The organism is Streptomyces sp. NBC_01476 (genome assembly GCF_036227265.1).
Classification (GTDB): Bacteria; Actinomycetota; Actinomycetes; order Streptomycetales; family Streptomycetaceae; genus Actinacidiphila.
Map to the genome: position 1 here is coordinate 7,428,731 of NZ_CP109446.1, position 19,931 is coordinate 7,448,661.

Annotated in this window: 15 protein-coding genes; 14 read left to right on the forward strand and 1 reads right to left on the reverse strand. The window is 72.5% G+C overall.

All coding sequences use genetic code 11. From position 1 onward, the window contains the following. Positions 1–79 precede the first annotated feature (79 nt). Both OG552_RS32345 and OG552_RS32350 read left to right on the forward strand, forming a co-directional pair. A complete protein-coding gene (locus tag OG552_RS32345; RefSeq protein WP_329139029.1) occupies positions 80–2,818 on the forward strand; it encodes a glycosyl hydrolase-related protein in 2,739 nt (912 codons plus the stop codon). A gap of 106 nt (positions 2,819–2,924) precedes the next feature. Then, positions 2,925–5,966 (forward strand): glycoside hydrolase family 2 TIM barrel-domain containing protein, encoded by a 3,042-nt coding sequence (locus OG552_RS32350; RefSeq protein WP_329139031.1) that lies wholly within the window; start codon positions 2,925–2,927, stop codon positions 5,964–5,966. Positions 5,967–6,148: 182 nt separating this feature from the next. Here OG552_RS32350 and OG552_RS32355 read toward each other — a convergent pair whose 3' ends face one another. Next, entirely contained in the window at positions 6,149–7,144 is a 996-nt protein-coding gene (locus OG552_RS32355; protein WP_329139033.1) for a Gfo/Idh/MocA family protein, read from the reverse strand. Positions 7,145–7,257: 113 nt separating this feature from the next. Between OG552_RS32355 and OG552_RS32360 the strand changes: the two genes are divergently transcribed. The 12 genes from OG552_RS32360 to OG552_RS32415 all read left to right on the forward strand — a co-directional run bounded on the left by OG552_RS32360 (position 7,258) and on the right by OG552_RS32415 (position 19,930). Beyond that, entirely contained in the window at positions 7,258–8,049 is a 792-nt protein-coding gene (locus OG552_RS32360) for a GntR family transcriptional regulator (RefSeq protein WP_443071095.1), read from the forward strand. Positions 8,050–8,354: 305 nt separating this feature from the next. After that, on the forward strand, positions 8,355–9,275 hold the full coding sequence (locus tag OG552_RS32365; protein WP_329139038.1) for a TIM barrel protein: 921 nt from the start codon (positions 8,355–8,357) through the stop codon (positions 9,273–9,275). A gap of 2 nt (positions 9,276–9,277) precedes the next feature. Next, positions 9,278–10,249 carry a 5-dehydro-2-deoxygluconokinase gene (gene iolC / locus OG552_RS32370; RefSeq protein ID WP_329139040.1) on the forward strand — a complete coding sequence of 324 codons (972 nt, stop codon included), beginning with the start codon at positions 9,278–9,280 and terminating at the stop codon, positions 10,247–10,249. Next, the gene (locus tag OG552_RS32375; protein ID WP_329139042.1) at positions 10,249–11,127 is read left to right on the forward strand and encodes a Cgl0159 family (beta/alpha)8-fold protein; all 879 of its coding nucleotides are present in this window, start codon (positions 10,249–10,251) and stop codon (positions 11,125–11,127) included. Before iolC ends, OG552_RS32375 begins: the two co-directional genes overlap by 1 nt. A 6-nt stretch (positions 11,128–11,133) precedes the next feature. Beyond that, positions 11,134–12,066, forward strand: a complete 933-nt coding sequence (iolB, locus tag OG552_RS32380) for a 5-deoxy-glucuronate isomerase (RefSeq protein ID WP_329139044.1) — start codon at positions 11,134–11,136, stop codon at positions 12,064–12,066. Then, positions 12,063–14,045, forward strand: coding sequence for a 3D-(3,5/4)-trihydroxycyclohexane-1,2-dione acylhydrolase (decyclizing) (gene iolD / locus OG552_RS32385; protein ID WP_329139046.1), 1,983 nt, complete (start codon positions 12,063–12,065; stop codon positions 14,043–14,045). Before iolB ends, iolD begins: the two co-directional genes overlap by 4 nt. Further along, a complete protein-coding gene (locus OG552_RS32390; RefSeq protein ID WP_329139048.1) occupies positions 14,038–15,537 on the forward strand; it encodes a CoA-acylating methylmalonate-semialdehyde dehydrogenase in 1,500 nt (499 codons plus the stop codon). The genes iolD and OG552_RS32390 overlap by 8 nt, the downstream gene beginning before the upstream one ends. 145 nt (positions 15,538–15,682) lie before the next feature. Beyond that, positions 15,683–16,219 (forward strand): RBBP9/YdeN family alpha/beta hydrolase, encoded by a 537-nt coding sequence (locus OG552_RS32395; RefSeq protein ID WP_329139050.1) that lies wholly within the window; start codon positions 15,683–15,685, stop codon positions 16,217–16,219. 50 nt (positions 16,220–16,269) lie between these two features. Further along, positions 16,270–16,875 carry a chloramphenicol phosphotransferase CPT family protein gene (locus OG552_RS32400; protein WP_329139052.1) on the forward strand — a complete coding sequence of 202 codons (606 nt, stop codon included), beginning with the start codon at positions 16,270–16,272 and terminating at the stop codon, positions 16,873–16,875. Positions 16,876–17,346: 471 nt separating this feature from the next. Further along, on the forward strand, positions 17,347–18,150 hold the full coding sequence (locus tag OG552_RS32405) for an N-acyl homoserine lactonase family protein (protein ID WP_329139054.1): 804 nt from the start codon (positions 17,347–17,349) through the stop codon (positions 18,148–18,150). Next, the gene (locus OG552_RS32410; RefSeq protein WP_329139056.1) at positions 18,147–19,016 is read left to right on the forward strand and encodes an SDR family NAD(P)-dependent oxidoreductase; all 870 of its coding nucleotides are present in this window, start codon (positions 18,147–18,149) and stop codon (positions 19,014–19,016) included. Before OG552_RS32405 ends, OG552_RS32410 begins: the two co-directional genes overlap by 4 nt. Beyond that, positions 19,013–19,930, forward strand: coding sequence for an NAD(P)-dependent oxidoreductase (locus OG552_RS32415; protein WP_329139058.1), 918 nt, complete (start codon positions 19,013–19,015; stop codon positions 19,928–19,930). The genes OG552_RS32410 and OG552_RS32415 overlap by 4 nt, the downstream gene beginning before the upstream one ends. Position 19,931: the final 1 nt, after the last annotated feature.

A 19,931-nucleotide genomic window follows, 5' to 3' on the forward strand; every position in this document is an offset into this window, starting at 1 on the left:
GGCGCCCCGTAGCCCCGGCACCCCCGCCCACCTGCCCTCCCGCCCCCTATGCCACCCGCCGACAGAAGGTCGCTGACCCATGCAGAAATCCGCCGGCTCCGCCGTTTTCGTGCCCCATTTCCACTGGGACCGGGAGTGGTACGAGCCTTTCCAGGTGTTCCGGCACCGGCTTGTCACCGCTCTCGACACCGTGCTGGAGACGGCAGAGGCGAACCCGGAGTTCCGGTTCACCGTCGACGGGCAGATGGCGGCGGTCGAGGACTATCTGGAGATGCGGCCGGAGAACCGCGACCGGGTCGTCGCCCTGGTCGCCCGCGGGCAGCTCGCCATCGGGCCGTGGCTGATCCTGCTGGACGAGTTCCTCTGCTCCGGTGAGACCATCGTGCGCAACCTGCGGATGGGGTGGGAGGCGGCGGCAGAGCTCGGCGGGTCGATGGCCGTCGGCTATCTGCCGGACATGTTCGGCCACGTCGCGCAGATGCCGCAGATCCTGGCGCGGGCCGGATTCGAGCACGCGGCGCTGTGGCGCGGCGTCCCCGGCTCCGTCGCGGGCCATGCCTTCCGCTGGCGTGCGCCGGACGGCTCCGAGGTGCGCACCGAGTTCCTCTTCGACGGCTACGACAACGGCCTCGACGTCCTGCTGGTGCCCGACCAGATCGGCCGGGCATTGGGGGAGTACGCGGAGATGACGGCCGACCGCTGGGGCAGCGACCCGGTGCTCGCGATGGCCGGCACCGACCACAACGCGCCCGACCCGCAGCTCACCTCCTGGCTGCGGAAGGCGTCGGGCGACGAACGCGCCATCACCGTCGCGACGCTGGAGGAGTACATCCGCGGCCATGCGCGCGACGAGGTCACCGCCGTCGTCACCGGTGAACTGCGCAGCCACGTACGCGGCAACATCCTCCCGGGAGTGCTCTCCGTACGGCTCGGGCTCAAGCAGCGGATGGCCGTGGCCGAGCGCACCATCGACCACGCCGAGCGGATGAACGCCCTGTGGTCCCGGCGGGACGACTCGCCGTTCCTCTCGCTCGCCTGGCACAAGATCATCGAGTCGACGGCGCATGACTCGGTCGTCGGCTCCGGCACCGACGAGACCTGCGACCAGGTCGAAGCGCGGCTCGCCGAGGCAGCGCAGACCGCACGGGCGGTACGGGACGCGGCCCTCGCCGAGGCCGCCGCCCGGGTGCCGAACGACGGCTACCTGGTGGCCAATCCGCTGCCGTTCGCCCGCACGGCCGCGGTCGAGGTGGATGTCGTCGCCCCGCCGGAGGGGAGCGTGCTGGTGGCCACCGCCGCCGACGGCTCGACCCAGCCCGTGCAGCTGATATCCAAGGCCCCGACCGTGCTCAGCGACGAGCGGATGGACGCCTCGCAGCTGGAACGGGTGCTGCGCCGCATCCACCGCCGCGAACTCTTCGGCCGGCTGATCGACCGTTACGAACTCACCCCCGGATCGCTGGTCTTCCACCTCGCCGAGGTGCCGGCCGGCGGACCGTTCGACCTGCTGATCCTGCGCGCGAAGGTCGCCGAGGCAGCCGCCGCGCACCCGGGGGAGTGGCGGGTGCTGACGCTGGAGGAGGCCCGCGCGACCGCGCTGGTACCGGTGCACGTCCCGGCCACCGGGCTCACGGGCTTCCGGGTCGGACCCGCCGACGGCACGCCCGCGCCGCCGGCGTCGTTCGTGCCCGCCACGGCGACCGGCCGCACCCTGTCCAACGGCCTGGTCCACGTCGCGGTCGCCGCCGACGGCACCCTGGCGGTGACCGGCGCGGACGGTTCCGTGCTGCTCGGCGTGGGCCGACTCGTCGACGGCGGCGACCGCGGTGACAGCTACAACTACGGCCCGCCGGCCAAGGACGTGCTCGTCTCCGAGCCGGCCGGCGTCACGGTCGACGTCCTGGAGAACGGCCCGCTGCGGTCAAGGACCCGGATCACCCGCGTCTACCCGTGGCCCGCCGCGCTCTCCGGCGACCGCGACGTGCGCAGCGGCGAGACCGTACCGACCCCGGTGGAGACCCTGGTGGAGGTCCGGGCGGGCGAGCCGTTCGTACGGGTCTCCACCTCGTTCCTGAACCGGTCCGCCGACCACCGGCTGCGCTTCCATGTGCCGCTGCCCGAGCCGGCCGCCGGGTCCGCCGCCGCGGGGCAGTTCGCCGTCACCGAGCGCGGGCTCACCGCCGAGGGCGGCTGGGGCGAATACCCGATCCCGACCTTCCCGGCGAGCTCCTTCGTCTCGGCCGGCGCCGCCACCGTCCTGCTCGACCACGCCACCGAGTACGAACTCGTCAGCGACGGCTCCGAGGTGGCCATCACCCTGCTGCGCGCCATCGGCTCCATCAGCGTCAACATCCACCCGTTCCGTGACGAGCCCGCCGCGACCGAGATCCCCGCACCCGGCGCGCAGGATCTCGGCATGCGCGTCGAGAACAGGTTCGCCGTCCTGCCCTCGGCGACCGGCTGGCAGGGGGCGAACGCGGTCGCGCTCGCCGAACTCTTCCGCAACGACGTGCTGGTCGCCCGCGGCACCGCCCCCGCCGGCGGCCAACTGCCCCCCGACGCCACCGGCGTACAGGTGGACGGTGCGGACGTCTTCGTGTCGGCCGTCCGCCGGGTCACCGCCGAGGACGGCGCGGCCGGCACCGAGATCCGGCTGGTCGCGATGAGCGGCACCGGCGCGACCGCCCGCCTGACCGGCCCGTTCACCGAGGCCACCACCGTCGATCTGCTCGGCAGGCCACTGTCCACCACGCCGGCCGCGGACGGACTCGAACTCGCCCTCGGCCCCTGGGAGATCCGCACCGTCGTGGTCCGGTAGAGCGCCGGAACCGTACGCAAGGGCACCCCAGCCGGACGCGTGTCCGCACCGGCCGGCTGGCGCCGCCGCAGAGCCTTACCGCCCTCGAGAAAGAGTTGTGAACCCCGTGTCCTCCCCCCGAACCGCCCCCGCGTCCGGGTACGTCGCCGACACCGCCCCAGGGCGCGGCGCCCTGCGTCCCGCGCGCTCGTGGCTGCACTCCGACGCGCCCCGCCTGTCGCTGAACGGACCGTGGCGCTTCCGGCTGTCGCCCACCGCGTCCGCGCCGGAGGACTTCTCGGCCGAAGGATTCGACGACGACGGCTGGGACAGCATCCCCGTGCCCTCGCACTGGGTACTCCAGGGGGACGGAGCCTACGGCCGGCCGATCTACACCAACGTGCAGTTCCCGTTCCCGATCGACCCGCCCCACGTCCCGGACGAGAACCCCACCGGCGACTACCGCCGCCACTTCGAGCTGCCCGCCGCGTGGTCGGCGGCCGAGCGGGTGGTGCTGCGGTTCGACGGTGTCGAGTCGCTCTTCCGGCTGTGGGTGAACGGCGTTGAGATCGGCAGCGCCAGTGGCAGCCGGCTCGCCCACGAATTCGACGTGACCTCGTCCGTCCGGCCGGGCGACAACGTCATCGCGGTACGCGTCCACCAGTGGTCCGCGGCCAGCTATGTCGAGGACCAGGACCAGTGGTGGCTGCCGGGCATCTTCCGCGACGTGACCGTGATCGCGCGGCCCGCCGCAGGCATCGAGGACGTCTGGCTGCGGACCGGCTTCGACGACGGGCAGGGGCGGATCGAGCCGGAGGTGACCGCAGGTCCCGCGGCCTTCCCGGTCACCCTCCGCCTGCCGGAACTCGGCATCGAGCAGGTCTGGGAGAGCCCCGCCGACGTGACCGCGTTCGCGGTCGGCGCGGTGGAGCCCTGGTCGGCCGAGCAGCCCCGCCTCTACGACGCCACCGTCTCGACGGCCGCGGAGACCATCGCCCTGCGGGTCGGTTTCCGTACCGTCGAGATCCGCGGCGACCGGTTCCTGGTCAACGGCCGCCGTGTCGTCTTCCACGGGATGAACCGGCACGAGGCCCACCCCGTGCGGGGCCGCGTCTTCGACGAGGAGCACGCCCGCGAAGACCTGGCCCGTATGAAGCGGTTCAACGTCAACGCCATCCGCACCAGCCACTATCCGCCGCACCCCCGGCTGCTCGACCTCGCCGACGAACTCGGCTTCTGGGTCGTCCTCGAATGCGATCTGGAGACGCACGGCTTCGACAAGGTGGGCTGGGCGGGCAACCCGAGCGACGACCCCGCGTGGCGCGAGGCGTACCTCGACCGTATCCGGCGCACCGTCGAACGGGACAAGAACCACCCCAGCGTGGTGATCTGGTCGCTCGGCAACGAAGCGGGCACCGGCAGCAACCTCGCCGCGATGGCGGCGTGGGTCCACGCCCGTGACACCGGCCGGCCCGTGCACTACGAGGGCGACCACCCCGGTGACTACGCCGACATCTACTCGCGCATGTACGCCTCGGTGCGGGAGACCGAGCAGATCGGCACCGACGGCTCCCGTGCGCCGCTGCTGAACTGCACTCCCGCGCAGGGCGCCCGGCAGCGCACCAAGCCGTTCCTGCTGTGCGAGTACGCCCACGCGATGGGCAACGGACCCGGTGCGCTGGACCAGTACGAGGAGCTGGTGCACCGCCATCCGCGGCTGCACGGCGGCTTCGTCTGGGAGTGGCGCGACCACGGCATCGCGACGACCACCCCGGACGGCACGCCGTACTACGCGTTCGGCGGTGACTTCGGCGAGGTCGTGCACGACGGCAACTTCGTGATGGACGGCATGCTGCTCAGCGACGACGTCCCGACGCCGAGCCTGTACGAGTTCAAGTCGGTGGTGCAGCCGGTCCGCTTCACCTTCGACCGCGACGGCGGCAGCGACCGCGACGGCGACCGCGACGGCGACAGCGATGGCGGCAGCGTGGTGATCACCAACCTGTGCCACACCGCCGACACCTCCTTCTTGCGCTTTCGCTGGCGCGTCGAACATGACGGGCGGCAGGTGGCTGCCGGGGACCTGGAGGTCCCCGCCGTCGTGGCCGGCGGGTCCGCGCGCGTGCCGCTGCCGCCGGTTCCGGTGGCGCGGGACGCGGAGACCTGGCTCACCGTCGACGCGGTCCTGGCAGCCGGAACTGCCTGGGCGGACGCCGGACATGTGATCGCGACCGCCCAGCTGGACCGTTCGGCGCCCCGTCCGGTGCCCGCCGTCCGGCCCAGGACCGGCTGGCGGCCAAGCGAGGGGACGCTGACGCTCGGCGTCGCCGAGTTCACCGGCGGCTCCCTCACGCGCCTGGCAGGACGGCCGGTCGCAGGTCCGCGGCTGGAACTCTTCCGGGCCCCGACCGACAACGACGAAGGCACCTCAGGAGAGGTTGAGGAGAGCGACGCGAGCATCGCTGGTGTCTCCAACGCCGCACTGTGGCGCCGTGACGGACTCGACCGGCTGACCACCCGGCGCCTGAGCGTGGAGCGGACCGCGGACGCCCTGCGCACGGTCGACAAGGTCTCCGCGGCGGACTCCGCCCGGTGGGTGACCGTGGAGTCGGTCTGGTCGCTGGAGGGTGACGAGCTGGAACTGCGGGTGGAGGCAGCGCCGTCGAGCGGCTGGCCCACGGTGTGGCCGCGGATCGGGATACGTTTCGATCTGCCGGACGGCACGGCCGCCGTGGACGGCGCCGACTGGTTCGGCCTCGGCCCGCTGGAGTCCTACCCCGACAGTCTGCGGGCGGCACGTACCGGCCGCTTCTCCTCCACCGTCGGCGATCTCGGCGTCGCGTACGCGCGCCCGCAGGAGACCGGACACCGCTCCCAGCTGCGGCAGTTGACGCTGACGAGCGCCGGGTCCGTGGTGCTGCGCGTGGTGGCCCTGCCGGACACGCGCGGACGCCGCCCCGGGTTCACCCTCAGCCGGCACACCCCGCAGCAGATCGCCCGCGCGGGTCACCCCTTCGAGCTGCCGGAGTCGACGACGAGTCACCTCTTCGTCGACGCTGCCCAGCACGGACTCGGCTCCCGGGCCTGCGGGCCGGACGTGTGGCCGGAGTTCGCGCTGCGCCCCGAAGCCCGCACCATCAGGCTCCGTATCGCGGCGGCCGGCGGATGAGGCGGCCCGGACGGTTCCGTACCCCCGCGCCGCACGGCACCCCGTGCGGTACGGCGCGGGGCGGGCGGAACGCGTCCGGGCCCACGGGCCGTCCCGCCGGCGGCCCATCAGAACGGCACGCGACCGCGGCGCATGCCTCCCGCCGCGGTCGCGTGCCCGGTGTCCGCCCCGGCCCGTGCCGGTCAGCCCCCGGGCGTGACACGGACCGGCCGGCCCTCGGTGCGGGAGCGGGTGGCGGCCTCGGCGACGGCCAGCGCGGCCCGGGCGTCCTGGCCGGTGCAGGGGCTGGGCCGCAGTCCGGCCACCACCTCGGTGAACGCGGTGAGTTCGGCGCGGTAGGCGTCCTGGAAGCGTTCCATGAAGCCGCCGTACGGTGTGCCGGTCGGCCAGGAGGCGCCCTCGGCCGAGGTCAGCGGCGCCTGGTCGGTGAGGCCCGCGGCCAGCGTTCCCTTCGAGCCGCAGGCCTCCAGGCGTACGTCGTAGCCGGCGCCGTTGTACCGGGTGGCCGTGCAGCTGGCCAGCGTGCCGTCGTCCAGGGTGAGCAGGGTGATGGCCGTGTCCACGTCGCCGGCGGCGGCGAAGAAGTCCTCGCCGCGGTTGGCGCCGGTCGCGTAGACCTCGGTGACCTCCCGGCCGGTGACCCAGCGGATGATGTCGTAGTCGTGCACGGAGCAGTCGCGGAAGATGCCGCCGGACGCCGGGATGTAGCCGGGGTGCGGCGGGGTCGGGTCGGCCGTGACGGCCCGCAGGGTGTGCGTCCAGCCGAGGCGGCCGTCGGTGATCGCCGCGCGCACCTCCTGGTAGCCGGCGTCGAAACGGCGCTGGAACCCTATCTGCAGCGGGACGGGCGCCTCTTCGAGGGCGGCGAGGACCGCGTCGGTCTCCTCCAGGGTGCCGGCCACCGGCTTCTCGCAGAACGTCGGCAGGCCGGCCTTCCGGCCGGCCAGGATGAGTTCGGCGTGGAAACTCGTGGGCGCCGCGATCACGACACCGTCCAGGCCGGCACCGAGCAGCCCGTCCAGGTCGCCGGCGTACTCCGCCCCGGTCTGCTCGGCCACGGAGCGGGCGGAGCGTTCGTCGGCGTCGTGCACCACCATGCCGGTCACGGCCGGCAGGTCGGCGAGGGTGGCGGCGTGGAACGCGCCGATGCGGCCCGTGCCGATGAGTCCGATGCGCATGTGCGGGTGCCTTTCGTGCGGGGGGCCTGGAACGGCCACCTGCTTTCTACTCTTCGGCAGATGACAAGGCAAGAGTTTGTTATGACATATGGACGTACAGAGCATAGTGTGTGATGAGTCATACTGGCGTCCGTCGGCAGGAGTCTCCAGGAGGGGTGGACGTGGAGTCACTCGCGCAGCAGATCACCATCGACCGCAGCAGTCCGGTGCCGCTGTACTTCCAGTTCGCCCAGCAGTTGCAGACCCTCATCGAGACCGGGGTACTGCCGCCCGGAACCCTGCTGAGCAACGAGATCATGATGGCCGACCAGTTCGGACTCTCCCGTCCGACGATGCGTCAGGCCATGCAGCACCTGGTCGACAAGGGGCTGCTGGCCCGCAAACGCGGCGTCGGCACCCGGGTGGTGACCAACCGCATCCGCCGCCAGCTCGACTTCACCAGCCTGTACGAGGACCTGGAGCGCGACCGCCGCCACCCGAGCACCGAGGTGCTGTCCATCGCGACGATCCAGGCCGGCGGGCAGGTCGCCGCCGCGCTCCGGGTGGAGGAGGGCTCCGCCGTGGTGGCGGTCGAACGCCTCCGCCTGGCCGACGGCGAGCCGATCGCCATCATGCACAACCACCTGCCGGCGGACCTGGTCGAGCTGACCCCTGACGCGCTGTGCGGGGCCGGCCTGTACCAACTCCTGCGCCGCTCCGGCATAGCCCTGAGCACCGCGGAACAGACCATCGGCGCCCGCCGGGCCACCGCCGCGGAGGCCAAACTCCTCAACGAGGCCCGCGGCGCCACCCTGCTGACCATGGTCCGCACCGCACACGACGAATCCGGCCGGCCCGTCGAGTACGGCTCGCACGTGTACCGGGCCTCGCGGTACTCGTTCGAAATGACGGTCGCCGCCCACTGACCGCCGAGGTCCGTGCCGATGGCGAGGAAGTCCGAATGTCAGGACAAACTATTGACAGGCTGTCGCCGATGGCGGCAGGCTCGGTACACACCCGCCAGGCATACCCGCCCGGCGTGTGACATGCGTGAGAAGCGAGAAGAGGGGCGCGGTATGCGGATCAGGTTGGCCGGCGCCGGACGGCTGGAGGAGCTCCGAACCGCGCCTCCCCACGTACCGGCGGACACCGCACCGGGCGGCGCGCCCGGCGGCGGCAGCAGCGGTGCCGGGCCGGGCACCGGTCACGGCCGGACGACGGGAGGCCGGTCATGACCGCCCTCCTCGCCGAGCGCATCGCCGGCGCGCCGATCTCGTGGGGAGTGTGCGAGGTGCCCGGCTGGGGCCATCAGCTCCAACCCGACCTGGTGCTACGGCAGATGAGCGAGGTCGGCCTCAGCGCGACCGAGTTCGGCCCGGAGGGCTTCCTGCCCGACGCCCCCGCGGACAAGGCCGCGACCCTCGCGGCGTACGGCCTGCGCGCGGTGGGCCAGTTCGTGCCCGTCGTGCTGCACGACCCCGGCCACGACCCGCTGCCCGAGGTCGAGGCGGCGATCACCGGACTGCTGGCCGCCGACGCCGGCACCGTGGTCGTCGCCGCCGCCACCGGGACCGACGGCTACGACGCGCGCCCGGCGCTCGACGAGGCGGGCTGGAACCACCTGCTCGCCAACCTCGACCGGATCTCCGCCGCGGCCTCCGCGGCCGGCCTCACCGCCACCCTGCACCCCCACGTCGGCACGATGATCGAGACCGGGGAGGAGACCCGGCGCGTGCTGGAGGGCTCCGGCATCGGGCTCTGCCTGGACACCGGACATCTGCTCATCGGCGGCGGCGACCCGGTCGCGGTCGCGGCGCGCTGGCCCGGCCGCATCGCCCATGTGCACCTCAAGGACGTCCGGCTCGCCCTCGCCCAGCGGGTGCGTGCCGGGGAGATCACCTACACCGCGGCTGTCGCCGACGGCATGTACACCCCCCTCGGCGCCGGGGACGTCGACATCGCCGAGATCGTCCGCCTGCTGGAGGAGAGCGGCTACACCGGCTGGTACGTGCTGGAGCAGGACACCATCCTCCACGCGGCACCCGGCGAGCCCGGCGGCGCCGACCCCCTGGACGACGTACGCGCCTGTGTCGCCTACCTGCTGTCTCTCACCGGTGCCCCCGGGCCCACCCCCGGCCCGGCAGGGGAGTGACGGTGGCTCACGACCTCGTCACCCTCGGGCGCACCGGAGTCGACCTCTACCCGCTCGACCACGGCGTCGGCCTGGAAGACGTGCGGACGTTCCAGAAGTTCCTCGGCGGCAGCGCGACCAACGTTGCCGTCGCCGCGGCCCGCCACGGCCGCCACGCCGCCCTGATCACCCGCGTCGGCAACGACCCCTTCGGCCACTACGTGCAGGCGGAGACCGCCCGGCTCGGAGTCGACCCGGTGTATGTCACCCCCATCGCAGCACCGGACGGACCGCCCACCCCGGTGACCTTCTGCGAGGTCTTCCCGCCCGACGACTTCCCGCTCTACTTCTACCGGTACGGCACCGCCCCCGATCTGCTGATCGACCCCGGCAGCCTGCCGCTGGACGACATCCGCGACTCGGCCGTCTTCTGGGCGACCGTCACCGGGCTGTCCGCGGAACCCAGCCGGTCGGCCCACTTCGCTGCCTGGCAGGCCCGCGGCCGGCGCAGCGTCACGGTCCTGGACCTCGACTACCGGCCGATGTTCTGGTCCCGCCCCGAAGAGGCCAGGGAGCAGGTCGGCCGGGCGCTCGACCACGTCACCGTCGCCGTCGGCAACCGCGAGGAGTGCGAAGTGGCCGTCGGCGAGAGCGATCCGCAGCGTGCCGCCGACGCCCTTCTCGACCGCGGCCTCGAACTGGCCGTCGTCAAACAGGGCCCCCGAGGCGTCCTCGCCGCCACCCGCGACGAGCGCGTCGAAGTGGCGCCGTTCCCGGTCGAGGTCGTCAACGGCCTCGGCGCCGGCGATGCCTTCGGCGGCGCGCTCGTGCACGGCCTGCTCAGCGGCTGGGAGTTGCGCCGCGTCATCGAGTTCGCCAATGTCGCCGGCGCCATCGTGGCCTCCCGCCTCGAATGCTCCACCGCCATGCCCACCACCGCCGAGGTGGAGGCCGCTCTCGCCTCCCGGGCACGCACATCCGAAAGGACGGCATGATGGATGCCGCACAGCTGACCGAGATCCGGGCCCGCGAGCCCGAGCGCATCGGGCGGTCGTGGCAGAAGCGTGCCCGGCGCCCGCTCCTCGGCGCCGACGGCCGGCTGCTCATCGTCGCCGCCGACCACCCGGCCCGCGGCTCGCTGGGCGTCCGCGGTGACGGCCGGGCCATGGCCAGCCGCACCGATCTCCTGGACCGGCTCGCGACAGCGCTGTCCCGGCCCGGGGTCGACGGTGTGCTCAGCACCCCCGACCTGCTCGACGACCTGCTCCTGATGGGGGTGCTGGAGGACAAGGTCGCGATCGGTTCGATGAACCGCGGCGGACTCCAGGGCGCCGCCTTCGAGTTCGACGACCGGTTCACGGCCTACACCCCGCAGGCGATTGCCGCGCAGGGACTCGACGGAGGCAAGACCCTCACCCGGATCTGCCTCGGCGAGACCGGCACGGTGGCGACCCTCGAAGCCACCGCGACCGCGGTCACGGGCCTGGCCGAACACGGCCTCATGGCGATGATCGAACCCTTCCTTTCGGTGCGTGAGGACGGTCGCTCCCGCAACCTCCTCGACCCCGACAGCGTCATCAAGTCCATCCACATAGCCAGCGGCCTCGGCGTGACCAGTGCCTACACCTGGCTCAAGCTGCCGGTGGTCGACGAACTGGACCGGGTGCTGGACGCGACCACGCTGCCCACCCTCCTGCTGGGCGGCGACCCCCAGGGCGATCCGCGCGACACCTACGCCTCCTGGGAAGCCGCACTGCGGATCCCGCAGGTACGCGGCCTCGTCGTCGGACGCGCCCTCCTCTACCCACCTGACGGCGATGTCGGCGCGGCCGTCGACATCGCGGCCGGACTCACCCATGGCGGTGGCAGGTGAACGCACATGAACGATGACACCCGGTGGATCCTCCCCCTCGGCACGGCGGCCGGCGACGGCTGGGACCTCGCCGTCACCGACGCCCGCCAGGGCTGGCACCACACCAGCCTGCGCGTGGCGACCCTGACCGGACCGGACGTCCGCGCCCTGGACGGCGGCGACTGGGAACACGTCGTCGTGCCGCTGTCCGGGAGCGTGCACGTCACCGCAGAGACCCCCGACGGCACCACCCACGAGGCCACCCTCGCCGGCCGGCCCGGCGTCTTCGCCGGGCCCACCGACGTCGCCTACGTACCGGCCCGTTCGCGGATCACCGTACGGCCGGCGGCCGGTCCTGCCCGGGTCGCGCTGGCCGGCGCGCTGGTCCCGGACGGCACCGGCGGCGGTCGCGCGTTCCGCCACCTCCCCGCAGAGGAGGTGCCCGTCGAGCTCAGGGGCTCGGGCACCGCCTCCCGCGAGGTGCGCAACTTCGGCACCCCCGAGGTGCTCGACGCCGACGCGATCATCGCCTGCGAGGTCATCACCCCTGCGGGCAACTGGAGTTCGTGGCCGCCCCACAAGCACGACGCCGAGCGCCCGGGCGAGGAGACCGCCCTGGAGGAGATCTACTACTTCGAGACCCGGTCGGCCGACCCGCGCGGCACCGACCCGGTCGGCTACCAGCGGGTCTACGCCTCCGGTGACGACCGGCCGATCGACGTGCTCGCCGAGGTGCGTACCGGTGACGTCGTCCTCGTGCCCCACGGCTGGCACGGACCGTCGATGGCCGCGCCGGACGCCCACCTCTACTACCTCAATGTCATGGCGGGTCCCGGGCCCGAGCGGGCCTGGCTCATCTGCGACGACCCCGCCCACGCGTGGGTCCGCGACACCTGGCGGGACCAGCCGTTCGACGGGCGGCTTCCGCTGTCCGGCCCAGCTTCAGGAGAGACGGTATGAGCACGGAGCAGACCGCGACGGTGCGGCTGACGGTGGCCCAGGCGACGACCCGCTTCCTCGCCGCCCAGTGGTCGGAACGCGACGGGGTACGCCGGCGGTTCTTCGCCGGCGTCTTCGGGATCTTCGGCCACGGGAACGTCGCGGGTATCGGTCAGGCACTGCTCCAGATGGAACAGGACTCCGGCGGCGGGTCGCCGCTGCCGTACATCCTGGCCCGCAACGAACAGGCCATGGTGCACACGTCGGTCGCCTACGCGCGGCAGCAGGACCGCCTCGAAGCATGGGCCTGCACCGCCTCCATCGGCCCCGGCTCGACGAACATGCTGACCGGCGCGGCCCTGGCGACGATCAACCGGATCCCGGTGCTGCTGCTGCCGTCCGACACCTTCGCGACCCGGGTGGGCGCGCCGGTACTCCAGGAACTGGAGCTGCCCCACGCCGCCGACATCAGCGTCAATGACGCCTTCCGGCCGCTGTCCCGGTTCTTCGACCGGATCACCAGGCCCGAGCAGTTGCCGTCGGCGCTGCTCGGCGCGATGCGGGTGCTCACCGACCCGGCCGAAACCGGCGCGGTGACGATCGCCCTGCCACAGGACGTCCAGGCCGAAGCGCACGACTGGCCGGCCGAGTTGTTCGCCCAGCGGACCTGGCACATCGCCCGCCCGCCGGCCGAGACCGCGCGGATCGCCGCGGCGGCGGAGGTCCTGCGCACCGCCCGGCGGCCGCTGATCGTGGCCGGCGGCGGGGTCCACTACTCCGGCGCCGAGGAGAGCCTGCGCGCGTTCGCCGAAGCGACGGGCATCCCCGTCGGCGAGACCCAGGCAGGCAAGGGATCGCTGCCGCACGGCCACCCGCGGCTGATGGGCGCGGTCGGCTCGACCGGCACCACCGCCGCCAACGCCCTCGCCCGGGACGCCGATGTCGTCATCGGTGTCGGCACGCGGTGGAGCGACTTCACCACCGCTTCCCGTACCGCCTTCCAGCACCCCGGTGTGCGGTTCGTGAACATCAACGTCGCCGCCTTCGACGCGGGCAAGCAGGCGGGCCTGTCGGTCGTTGCGGACGGCCGGGAAGCCCTCACGGCCCTTGCCGCCGCCATCGAAGGGCACCGCGTGCCCGGTTCCTACGAGCAGGAGCAGGCCGCTCTCCGGACCTCCTGGGACGCGACCGTCGAGGCGGCCTACCACCCGGACGAGGCGGTGACGAGCCGTCTGGCGCCGGGGGTGCTGACCCAGAGCACCGTGCTGGGCTGCGTCAACGAACACTCCGACCCCCGCGACGTGGTCCTGTGCGCGGCGGGATCGATGCCCGGCGACCTCCACAAACTGTGGCGCGTCCGGGACCGCAAGGCGTACCACGTCGAATACGGCTACTCCTGCATGGGCTACGAGATCCCCGCCGCGATCGGCGTCCGGCTCGCCGACAGCACCCGGGACGTCTTCGCGATGGTCGGCGACGGCGGTTACCTCATGATGCCGACCGAACTCGCCACCGCGGTCCAGGAGCGGGTCAAGGTCATCGTCGTCCTCGTGCAGAACAACGGCTTCCACTCCATCGGGTCGCTGTCGGAGTCCCTCGGTTCGCAGCGCTTCGGCACGCAGTACCGCTACCGCTCCGCCGACGGCCGCCTCGACGGTCCCCGTCTGCCGACCGACCTCGCGGCCAACGCCCGCAGCCTGGGCGCCCATGTGATCGAGGTGCACTCGCGCTCCGGACTCGAAGCCGCGATCGCCGAGGCGAAGGCATGGCCGGCCGACGGCGGCCCCGTCGTCATCCACGTCGAGACCGACCCGCTGGTGTCCGCGCCGGACAGCGACAGCTGGTGGGACGTCCCGGTCAGCGCCGTGTCCACCCTCGACTCGACGCGGGCCGCCCACCAGGACTACGTCCGCCACAAGGAGACCCAACGGCCGCTCCTCACCCCGGCGCCGCCCACGCAAGAACCTGACCGCACCACCGAAGGAGCCAGCCGTGAGTGAGCCTCGGCGCATCACCCACTTCATCGACGGCCGCGCCTGGGAAGGCACCGCGGGCCGTACGGGGCCGGTCTTCAACCCGGCCACCGGAGAACAGACCGGGACGGTCGACCTCGCCTCCGCCGACCTGGTCGGTGCCGCGGTCACCTCGGCCGGGGCGGCCTGGCGGCAGTGGCGCGATGTGTCCCTCGCCAAGCGGACGCAGGTGCTCTTCGCCTTCCGTGAACTGCTCAACGCGCGCAAGGAGGAGGTCGCGGCCCTCATCACGGCAGAGCACGGCAAGGTGCTCTCCGACGCGGTGGGGGAGGTCACCCGCGGTCTCGAAGTCGCCGAGTTCGCCTGCGGAATCCCGCACCTGCTCAAGGGCGGTTTCGCCGAGAACGCCTCCACCGCGATCGACGTCTACTCGATCCGCCAGAGCCTCGGGGTCGTCGCGGTCATCTCGCCGTTCAACTTCCCCGCGATGGTCCCGATGTGGTTCGTCCCCCTCGCGATCGCCTGCGGCAACGCGGTGGTGCTCAAGCCGAGCGAGAAGGACCCCAGCGCCGCGCTCGCCATCGCGGCCCTGTGGCAGGAGGCCGGGCTGCCCGACGGGGTGCTGCAGGTCGTCAACGGCGACAAGGAAGCCGTGGACGCGCTCCTCACCCACGGGGACGTCAAAGCGGTCTCCTTCGTCGGGTCCACCCCCATCGCCCGGTACGTCTACGAGACGGGCACCGCGCACGGCAAGCGGGTCCAGGCGCTCGGCGGGGCGAAGAACCACATGCTGGTGCTCCCCGACGCCGACCTCGACCTCGCCGCCGACGCGGCCGTCAACGCGGGCTTCGGCTCGGCCGGTGAGCGCTGCATGGCGATCTCGGTACTCCTCGCCGTCGAGCCCGTCGCCGACGACCTCATCGCCAGGATCACCGACCGGATGTCCCGGCTGCGTACCGGGGACGGCACCCGCGCCTGCGACATGGGCCCGCTCGTCACCCGGCAGCACCGCGACAAGGTCGCCTCCTACATCGACGCCGGGGTCAAGGACGGGGCCACGCTCGTCGTCGACGGTACGAAGGGGGAGTTCGACGCCGACGGCGACGGGTTCTTCCTGGCGCCGACCCTCTTCGACAACGTCGGCCGGGACATGTCCGTCTACACGGACGAGATCTTCGGGCCGGTGCTGTCGGTGGTCCGCGTGGCGTCCTACGCGGACGGCGTGGACGTCATCAACGCCAACCCGTACGGCAACGGCACGGCCATCTTCACCAACGACGGGGGAGCCGCCCGGCGCTTCCAGCACGAGGTGGAGGTCGGCATGATCGGCATCAACGTGCCGATCCCCGTACCCGTGTCGTACTTCTCCTTCGGCGGCTGGAAGAACAGCCTCTTCGGCGACAGCCACGCCCACGGGACCGAAGGGGTGCACTTCTTCACCCGCGGCAAGGTCGTCACCTCCCGCTGGCTCGACCCGAGCCACGGCGGCATCAACCTGGGATTCCCGCAGAACGACTGACCGCCCTCGCCGGGCCCCGCCGCCGGGGCCCGGCGCACCGGGCGGTGGACAGATCCGGCCCCGGTGGGTAGACATGGGCAGCCGGGCTCCGGACGACGGCGGGGAAGAGGCTCACCGCGGACCGGGCCGGGGGAGGAACAGTCCTGTGCGGCGCAACGCCATCATCTTCCACGGAACCGGCGCGAACCCCGGGGTCGCCTGGTATCCGTGGCTGGGGCGGCGGCTGACCGAGCGCGGCTACACCGTGGAGATCCCGCACTACCCCGGTCTCAATGCCGAACCCATCGCCACGTTCCTGCCGAAGGTGCTGGCCAACCACGCCATCGACGAGAACACCGTGCTGGTGGGGCACTCGGGTGGTGCCGCGCTGCTCCTCGCGGTGCTGGAACACATCGGCACGACGGTGTCCCAGGCCGTCCTCGTGGCCGGTTACTCGACCCGGCCCAACACCGGGGAAGAACCGGTCCTGCAGCCCGACTACGACTGGGCGGCGATCACGGCGCACGCCGGCGACCTGTACTTCATCAACTCCCGGCAGGACCCCTACGGCTGCGACGACAAACAGGGCCGCGCGATGTTCGAGCGGCTCGGCGGCACCCAGATCATCCGCGACGACGGCCACTTCGGCGACTACGGTCAGCCGTACGAGACCTTTCCCCTGCTCGACAGGCTCATCCACTAAGCGCCAGGCCACGTCCCGGGGCCGCGGCGGCTCCGTGTGACCATACCGCCATGAGACCCGGCCGGATCATCTTCCTCAACGGCACGTCCAGCTCGGGGAAGTCGAGCATCGCGCGGGAGCTGCTGGAGGTCGTCGACGACACCGTCCTCTTCCACCTCGCGGTGGACAGCTTCAACGCGATGCGCAGCAAGCGGGAGCTCGGGGAGGAGGAACTCGACGCCGCACTGCGGCGGACCAGGATCGGCTTCCACCGCTCGATCGCGGCCATGGCCGACGTGGGGAACGACCTGGTGGTCGACCACGTGCTGAGCGAACCGTGGCGGCTGCCCGACTGCCTGGCGGTGCTGCGGCCCGAGGACGTCCTGTTCGTCGGCGTCCACTGCCCGCCGGACGAACTGGTCCGCCGCGAGCGGGCCAGGGGCGACCGCCCGCCGGGTCTCGCCATGTCCCAGTACCAACAGGTGCACAGCCACGGCGACTACGACCTGGAATGCGACACCGGCACGGCGAGCCCGCGCGACTGTGCCCTGCGGATCAAGGAGTTCCTCCCGCACCGCCCCAGGCCGACCGCTTTCAGCCGGCTGCTCCTGCGGTGTCCGTCCGTCGGCGGGCAGTCGCCGGCGGACGTCCGGCTGGACGCCGCCGGGGAACGCTAGCGGCGGCTGGGATCGTCCGGCCCGGCCGGACGGGGCGGGGGGCGGCCGTCGGCGGACGGTGAGCAGGGGCATTCGCTTCCCCGGCCACTCGGTGCTTCCTGCGTACGCCCTGTCCCGTACGCACAGGGCGTCCCATTGGCCCCATTTCGCCTGCCGTGGCGTCCGCCCCGCCGTCCGGTCGGACCCCGGGGCGGCGCCGTCCGTTCGGGTCGCGCAGGGGTGGTGACCAGGCCGGATGCGCTGAGGGGCGGGCGGTCGCGTCCGACGTCGGCGGCCCTCGCGCGGGCCGCCGCCGGTCGCTCCGGCGGCACCCCCGGAGGTCCTGGTCGAGGAGCCGCTCCCAGGACTCTTGGCAGAATTGTCTGACAGTCATATAGTCAGGCGATCGATTGCGGGAATCGAAGCCAAAGGGGGCGATATGACACTACGTCGTGCCATCTCGTCGGTGCTCATGGGCAAGCGGGAGCGCTCATGAGCGCGTACGAAGTCGTCGTCGTCCGTTACGGGACGCGGCACACCGTCCGGAGCGAGGTGTTCCTCAACTACTCGCTCTACGGCGAGCCGGACGCACCCATCGCCATGGACTACTTCTTCTGGGTCGTACGCAACGACCGCCACACGTTTGTCGTCGACACCGGCTTCAGCCGGGCCGGCGGCGCGAACCGCGGACGGACGACCCTCATCGAGCCGGTCGAGGCGTTCAGGGCGCTCGGCGTGGACGCGGCGGACGCACCGACGGTGATCGTGACGCACGCCCACTACGACCACATCGGCAACCTCGACCACTTCGACCGCTCCCAGGTCGTCGTGGCGCGGGCCGAGGTCGAGTTCTGGGCGGGGCCGCACAGCCGCCGGGTGCAGTTCCACCACTCCGTCGAGGACGCCGAACTGGCCGAGCTCAAGGGCGTGGTGGACGGCGGCCGGGCGGTGCTCTTCGACGACCGCATCACCGTCGCGGACGGGATCGAGGTCATCCGCGTCGGCGGCCACACACCGGGCCAGTCCGTCGTCCGGGTCGCGACCGCCGACGGGCCGGTGCTGCTCGCCTCGGACGCGCTCCACTACTACGAAGAGGGTGAGAAGGCGATGCCGTTCGTCTCGGTCGCCGATCTCGTCGGCATGTACGCCGGCTTCGACACGATCGAGGCCATGGCCGCCGGCGGCGACGCCGCCCACGTGGTCAGCGGCCACGACCCGGCCACGCTCGACCGCTTCGGGCGCGACGGCGGCCCGCTCGGTGACGCGACCGCCGTGATCGGCAGGGCGCGGATATGAGCGGCGGACGCTTCGAGGGCCGGGTCGCCGTCGTCACCGGCGCCGGCAACGGCCTCGGCCGGGGCAGCGCACTGCGGCTGTCGCAGGAGGGCGCCCGCGTGGTCGTCGTCGACATCGACGCCGACGCGGCGCGGCGCGTGGCCGGTGAACTGCCCGGCCAGGCCATCGCGGTCGCCGCCGACGTCGCCGCCGAGGACGCGACCGAACGCTGGGACGCGGCGGCGGTGGAGGCGTTCGGACGGGTGGACCTCTACCACCTCAACGCCGGTGTCTTCGGCACCTTCGCCCGGCTGCCCGAGCTGACGGTCGAGGAGTTCGACCGGGTGCAGGCGGTGAACGTACGCGGCCAGTTCCTCGGGCTGCGGGCCGCGTTCCGGCGGTTCCACGCCCAGGGCGGCGGCGGCGCGATCGTGCTCACCGCCTCGATCGCGAGCCTGACCGGCAGCGCCGATCTGCTCGCGTACCAGACGTCCAAGCACGCCACGCTCGGGCTGCTGCGCGGCGCGGCACTGTACGGCGGCCCGCTCGGGGTCCGGGTGAACGCGGTCGCGCCGGGCATCGTCCCGACCGACCTGTTCGCCGCGGCGGCCGGTGCGGTCGGCGGCAAGAACGACATGGAGCGGCGGGCATCCACCACCCCGCTGCGCCGGGCCGGGACCCCGGCCGACATCGCCGCGGTGGCGGCGTTCCTGCTCAGCGACGACGCCGCGTACATGACCGGCCAGGTGGTGTCGGTGGACGGCGGCGCGAGCGTCGTCAACACCGTCCGCCCCTCGGGCGGCGCCGGGGCGTGGCCCACTGAGGAACTTGACGAGGCGCTGTACGGCACCGCGGTGCCGTCCGGCACGGACGGAGAGATCGGATGAGCGGACAGATCGGATTCATCGGCCTGGGCAACATGGGCGGGCGGATGGTGAAACGGCTCGTCGGGAGCGGCCGGGACGTCCTCGGCTTCGACGTGCGGGAGGGCCTGGCCGCCGAGATCGGCGCCCGGCCCGCGAGCAGCGCCGGCGAGGTGGCCGGCGCGTGCGAGACCGTCCTGTTGTCGCTGCCCGACAGCAAGGTCATCGAGAAGGTCGTGGGCGGGACCGACGGGGCCGGCGGGGACGGTGTGCTCGCGCACGCCCGCCCCGGACAGGTGGTCGTCGACCTCAGCACGGCGTCACCGGAGTCGACCCGCGCTCTCGCGGCAGCGTTCGCCGCCAAGGGCGCGACCTACCTCGACGCGGGCATCTCCGGCGGCGCGGCCGCCGCCGACAAGGGCACGCTGACGCTGATGGTGGGCGGTGACGCCGAGGCGCTGGAGCGGGTCCGTCCGGTGCTCGACACCTTCTCGGAGCGGATCTTCCCGTGCGGCGCCAGCGGCGCGGGACACACCGCCAAGGTCCTGAACAACTTCCTCAACGCGGTGGCGCTCGCGTCCACCGCGGAGGTGATGGTGGCCGGCAAGAAGGCCGGCCTGGACCTCGCCGTGCTGCTCGACGTCCTCAACGCCAGCTCGGGCGTCAACTTCGCGACGCTGAACCGTTTCCCCAGGATCATCACGGGCGACTACCTGGAAGGCGGCCTCACCAACGCGCTGATGATGAAGGACGTCACCCTCTACACCGACCTCGCGGCCGGTCTCGGTGTCGCCGCCGTCAACGCGAGCGGACCGCTGGCCAGCTTCGGGCTCGCCGCCGGACTCGGTTACGCCGACCGCATCAGCAACACCGTGGTGGACGCGATCGGCGATGTGTCCGGCGGTGTGCGGCTGTACTCCGAAGGGGGGCAGACGTGAT

What these genes read in the sequence shown, in the direction of transcription:
- OG552_RS32360 (WP_443071095.1), top strand. Translation starts at nt 7,258, where the DNA reads ATGAGTCATACTGGCGTCCGTCGGCAGGAGTCTCCAGGAGGGGTGGAC.
- OG552_RS32405 (WP_329139054.1), top strand. Translation starts at nt 17,347, where the DNA reads ATGAGCGCGTACGAAGTCGTCGTCGTCCGTTACGGGACGCGGCACACC.
- iolB (WP_329139044.1), top strand. Translation starts at nt 11,134, where the DNA reads ATGAACGATGACACCCGGTGGATCCTCCCCCTCGGCACGGCGGCCGGC.
- OG552_RS32400 (WP_329139052.1), top strand. Translation starts at nt 16,270, where the DNA reads ATGAGACCCGGCCGGATCATCTTCCTCAACGGCACGTCCAGCTCGGGG.
- OG552_RS32375 (WP_329139042.1), top strand. Translation starts at nt 10,249, where the DNA reads ATGGATGCCGCACAGCTGACCGAGATCCGGGCCCGCGAGCCCGAGCGC.
- OG552_RS32410 (WP_329139056.1), top strand. Translation starts at nt 18,147, where the DNA reads ATGAGCGGCGGACGCTTCGAGGGCCGGGTCGCCGTCGTCACCGGCGCC.
- OG552_RS32415 (WP_329139058.1), top strand. Translation starts at nt 19,013, where the DNA reads ATGAGCGGACAGATCGGATTCATCGGCCTGGGCAACATGGGCGGGCGG.
- OG552_RS32355 (WP_329139033.1), bottom strand. Translation starts at nt 7,144, where the DNA reads ATGCGCATCGGACTCATCGGCACGGGCCGCATCGGCGCGTTCCACGCC.
- iolD (WP_329139046.1), top strand. Translation starts at nt 12,063, where the DNA reads ATGAGCACGGAGCAGACCGCGACGGTGCGGCTGACGGTGGCCCAGGCG.
- OG552_RS32345 (WP_329139029.1), top strand. Translation starts at nt 80, where the DNA reads ATGCAGAAATCCGCCGGCTCCGCCGTTTTCGTGCCCCATTTCCACTGG.
- OG552_RS32365 (WP_329139038.1), top strand. Translation starts at nt 8,355, where the DNA reads ATGACCGCCCTCCTCGCCGAGCGCATCGCCGGCGCGCCGATCTCGTGG.